At 57.1% G+C, this 4514-nt stretch carries 3 protein-coding genes; 1 reads left to right on the plus strand and 2 read right to left on the minus strand.

What is annotated here, in order from left to right; all coding sequences use genetic code 11:
- Both H5U08_RS10785 and H5U08_RS10790 read right to left on the minus strand, forming a co-directional pair.
- Window positions 1-1063: sulfatase-like hydrolase/transferase (locus H5U08_RS10785; protein ID WP_297032881.1), on the minus strand; the 1063-nt coding region annotated here is incomplete at its 3' end.
- 801 nt (window positions 1064-1864) lie between these two features.
- Window positions 1865-3175, minus strand: coding sequence for an endo-1,4-beta-xylanase (locus H5U08_RS10790; protein WP_297032883.1), 1311 nt, complete (start codon window positions 3173-3175; stop codon window positions 1865-1867).
- A 777-nt stretch (window positions 3176-3952) separates the two neighbouring features.
- On the opposite strand from H5U08_RS10790, the gene H5U08_RS10795 reads away from it, so the two are divergent.
- The coding region (locus tag H5U08_RS10795) for a hypothetical protein (RefSeq protein ID WP_297032885.1) at window positions 3953-4514 on the plus strand (562 nt) is incomplete at its 3' end.

The raw sequence follows: 4514 nt of genomic DNA on the forward strand, positions 1-4514 counted from the left end.
GCAAGCTCACCCCGGCCAACTCGCACAGCGTGGGCAGCAAGTCGACACCACAAACGACGGTGGTATTATTCACAACACCACCGGGAACTTTAGCGGGCCAGCGTACAATGAAGGGCACCCGGATGCCGCCCTCGTACAGGCTTCTTTTGCGACCACGAAGCGGTCCAGCGCTTCCATAAGCCGACCATGAGGCGTTTGCGATATCAATATCCTCCGGCCCGTTGTCGGAGGAGAAAACGACGACCGTGTTCCGGGCCAGGCCGAGCTCGTCCAGAGCGACGAGCAGCCGCCCGATCTGACGATCCATTTCCGTAACCGTGGCAGCATAGACCATAAAGGGACTGGTGAACCCCTCGGGCACCCGACGGCGGAAGGGCGCCATTTGCTCCGGGGACGGTGCCAGTGGAGCATGGGGGTCATTCAGCCATAACTGGCAGTAGAACGGTTTCCCCGAGACACCACGCAGGGCCTCGATGGTGGCGTCAACGAGTTCCCGCGCGGCGACCGGCCGTTCCTGGATGCTCCAAAGATTTCTGTCTCCTTCCTGACAATCGATCCATCGGGCTACGTCAAAACCGTACACTTCCAGCCCGCTGCCCGCCGCGGGTGGACGCCCCAGGTGCCATTTACCTACGTGGATCGTTGTGTAACCTGCCGCTTTCAAAAGCCTGGGCAGAGTGGGAACCTGGGGATCCAAATAATTGACCATATCTCGGGCGGCGTTTTGCTCCGGTGTGGCTAGATGACCATGAATCCGCAATTCCGCCGGATAGCGCCCCGTCATCAGAGCTGCCCGGCTGGGTGAGCACACCGATCCTGCTTGATAGTACTGCGTAAACAAAATCCCCTCTTGCGCCAGCCTGTCTAGGTTAGGGGTCCGAAAGTGCCGGTTCCCATAACAACTGGGATCACCCCAACCGAGATCGTCCGCCAGTATGAAGAGAAAATTGGGTCGCGAGGGTTCATTCTCCACCTCGGCAGCCAGGCTGTCGCCGCAGATGCTAAGCGTGCCAATAAACAAGGCAAGACCAAGCAAGCACCACACTGTCTTCGCAACACGCATAAGGCACCTCCACCAATCTCAGACAAGATCACGCACTTCCACAAAGGGCAGACCAAAAGTATATATAACTCACAACGTGATGGGCGCACTCATCTGAGGCAGCGATTCAAGTCCGGTCCATCCTCGACACCAACGGAGGATTTCTCCGAGCGATGCCTTTCCCCGTGGACTCCCCAACGCCTCACCCGAGCTTGATTGATTTGAATTGTGACGCAAACGCTCGGCCTTCGCCACTGCCAGGTGCGGGCACCGAGTGTCTTCCGAACAATGAACGACATACATCGGGCGTCCACGGTCGCCTTTTTGCCGAAAACTTCCAACCCCCGGATTCTCAGCCTAAAATCGGCTAAGAACTTTTGCACAATCGAGCGACTTTTCAAGACAAGACATTTTTCAGTCTCGTCGTCCTATTTCTCAGGCAACGTGCGAAGGCCACACTCACCCTGCCGGATCCGCGTTTGCATTTTCTCGCATTGAGCCAGCGATTCAAAACCCACTGGCCAGTTGCGCTCATGATTGGGCTTTTCGGCATCATGGTTTGCGGGGCTTGCGATGTCCGCGCAGAGTCGCTCGGTTCGCTTCAACCAGATATGAGAAGTGGCGTTGGGCATCCAAATGCGATCCGTGTGGATGATGGAGATCTTCTGGCCAGTGGCGTTGTGGCCCGCGATACGGCCGGGGCCTCGGAAAAGGTGGAAAACATCGAGCGAGGTCAAGTATTCCCCATTGGCCTCGTGGTCGAGGGGTTTACAAGACCTGACCCGTTCCCTGTTTTACAACCGCCAGATAGAGCTCAGTGGCCTATTGCAAAAGGAGTTTCCAGTGGTTCGGCTTTCCCTTTTCGAGATGAATGGACCATGTGTAGCGCTGCCCTCCATGCTCTGCTTCCACGCGATAACGACCGAAGAATCCTCGAAAATGGAAGAGACCTTGCGAGGAAGTAGTTCCAGAGAATCGGGTCCACCATTCCTCTTTGAGCAAATGGTGTAATCGTTGCCAAGCCGGTTTGGGCTGGAAATTTTCGTCCAGCAGCCCGATGGTCGGTCGGACTACGTCGTTATCTGCCAGTCCAAAGTAGACGATGCCTGCGACGGAGGGATGGCCAAAAGCAACCCGATAGAATTCCTCAATTGCCTCCGCCTGCCGTTCAGGATTCCACATCCCCTCCCGATAATTCCCTCGAATGGGAACATGCGGGTCCGAAACGTACCAGAACTCCGTAAAGTAGATCGGGAGGCCCATCTGGCTCCCGAATACCTCGCACGCTTCCCAAATTTCTTCAGGGGAGTACCAATACGCCCCTTTGAACGGCTCGTGGGCTTGAATGCCCACGGCGTGCAGAGGCACCCCTGCTTTGAGCAGCGTCTGCACAAGTTGCAGGTACCGATCCCGATATTTCCCACGAACGATGACGCCGTAATCGTTGATGAGAAGCCGAGCCTCAGGATTCGCTTCATGCGCCCAGCGAAGGGCGTCGGCGACGTAGCCAACCATGACATCTAATGGCTCCTCGAAGTTATCCGGCTTCTCCCAATCCCCCCACCGGCGGCAGTGAACCGCCTCGTTGACCACGTCCCAAACGATGTTCACATCGCGGTAGGCACGTACTTCTCGCTGGATGCGCCGCTTGAGCAACTCGTATTGCGTGGCCCGGTCGTACCGAAAGAGCCACAATGGTAGGGCCGTCTTGGGATACTCTCCGTACTGGCGCGACCAGACGAGCATGTGCCCGTAGAAATGCTCGATCCCATTGGGGATACACCAGTCGAAGATGAAGCGGCGCCGTTCTTCCAAAAGTGGTCTGTCCTCGTCCGGCTCATACTGTCCCCAGTTGAACTCTAGCAATTCGACGAAGTTGAACAATTCCTTTAAACGTTGCCGATAACGTTCGTCGTTGTAGTGCCGGGGGCGCACAATGCAACCGAAGAGGAAATCGTGGCTCTGTTGAATAACGGCTATCTTCACGCCCGCGGCTGGCCGCCCATCGGCCTCCAACAAGGTGATTGTGGCCTCTCCCTGACGATATTCTTGGATCCCGCGCTCCGCTTTTTCCAAGACGGTGACCATAGCCACCATCGAACCAGCCAGGCTCAACAAAACGGTGAGGCTCATCTTTCCCCTCCATCTCTGTCGGCTTTTCGTCATCCGCCGACTCGTGCCCCGGATTGCCCTCGAACTGTCCGCCGTGTTCCACGAGGACCTAACATCCGGCTTATTATCTTCGGAATGCCCCTTGCACGGTCAACAGGGGTCACCGGAAGATCGAGCACAACTCGCACTCCGTGAAGGACCGATCGTGGGACGTAAGATCGGCATTAATTCGTGCGGCCTGGCTTCGGGGTGGGCTGCACACCGTTGACTAATTTGGCCTGAATCTCTCGCAGCTCATCGGGCAAAAGCTCTCCACGAGAGGGGATCGGAATCGAGCCTCACCTTTCCCAGCCATAGCAGCACACCCAACGGGAGTTTTTCAACGCCCCTCCGACTCCTCGGCTTTTGTCCACGGCCAAATTAGGGACAGCGCCCAACTCGTGAGTGCACTCATCTGAGGCAGCGCTTGATGTCTGGTCCATCCCCGACACGAGCGGAGGGTTTATCCGAGCGCCGTCTTTGACCGTGGGCTCCCCAGCACCTCACCCAATCTTGATTGAATTGTGACGCGAACGCTCGGCCTTCGCCACTGCACGTGCGGCCACGGAGCACCCTCCGGACAATGGACGACATACATTGCCTACCCACGGTTGACTACTGCCAAAAAACTTCCAACCGTCGGACCGTCAGCCTAAAATCGGTTAAGAACCTTTGCGAGGTCGAGCGACTTTCCCAGACGAGACATTCTTCAGTCTCGTCGTCCCATTTGTCAGGCCACGTTCGGAGGCCACGCGCCCCATGCCGGATCTGCGGTTGTGTCTCCTCACATTGAGCCAGCGCGTCAAAACCCACTGGCGAGTTACACTCATCGTCGGGTTTTTCGGCGTCGTGATCGCCGCATTGAATGTCCTGATTGTCCCTCGGATGCTGGCTGCTGATGCACGTCGCCGAGCTTCAGACGCTATTCGGCAAGGGCAGGTAACCCTCGCGAAACAGTGGCTCGATCGGGCGGAGAAACTCTCGCCCCGGGATGGCCTGGTTTTCCTTCTGCGGGCCACACTCTATCGTCGATTGAACCAACCGCAGGCGTTCGGTGAGGCACTGTCGCAGGCCGGCAGTTTGGGCGTTTCCTCGGTTCTCATCGAGCAGGAACAGCGTCTCGCTTTGATCCAGGCAGGTCGTTTGACGCCCGGCAAAGGAAACGATGTGGGGGACCTCATTTCCCAGGGTTATGACCCGAGCCAGGTAGCAGAGGCTTTCATTTACGGGGCCATCGCACGAAAGCGCTTCGAGGAGGCGGAGCGAGTTCTGAATGCGTGGCGGGCAGACGCGTCAAACGATCCCAATGTGAGCTACATGG

The sequence above is a fragment of the Thermogutta sp. genome (genome assembly GCF_014359955.1).
GTDB lineage: Bacteria > Planctomycetota > Planctomycetia > Pirellulales > Thermoguttaceae > Thermogutta.

What these genes read in the sequence shown, in the direction of transcription:
- H5U08_RS10790 (WP_297032883.1), bottom strand. Translation starts at nt 3,175, where the DNA reads ATGAGCCTCACCGTTTTGTTGAGCCTGGCTGGTTCGATGGTGGCTATG.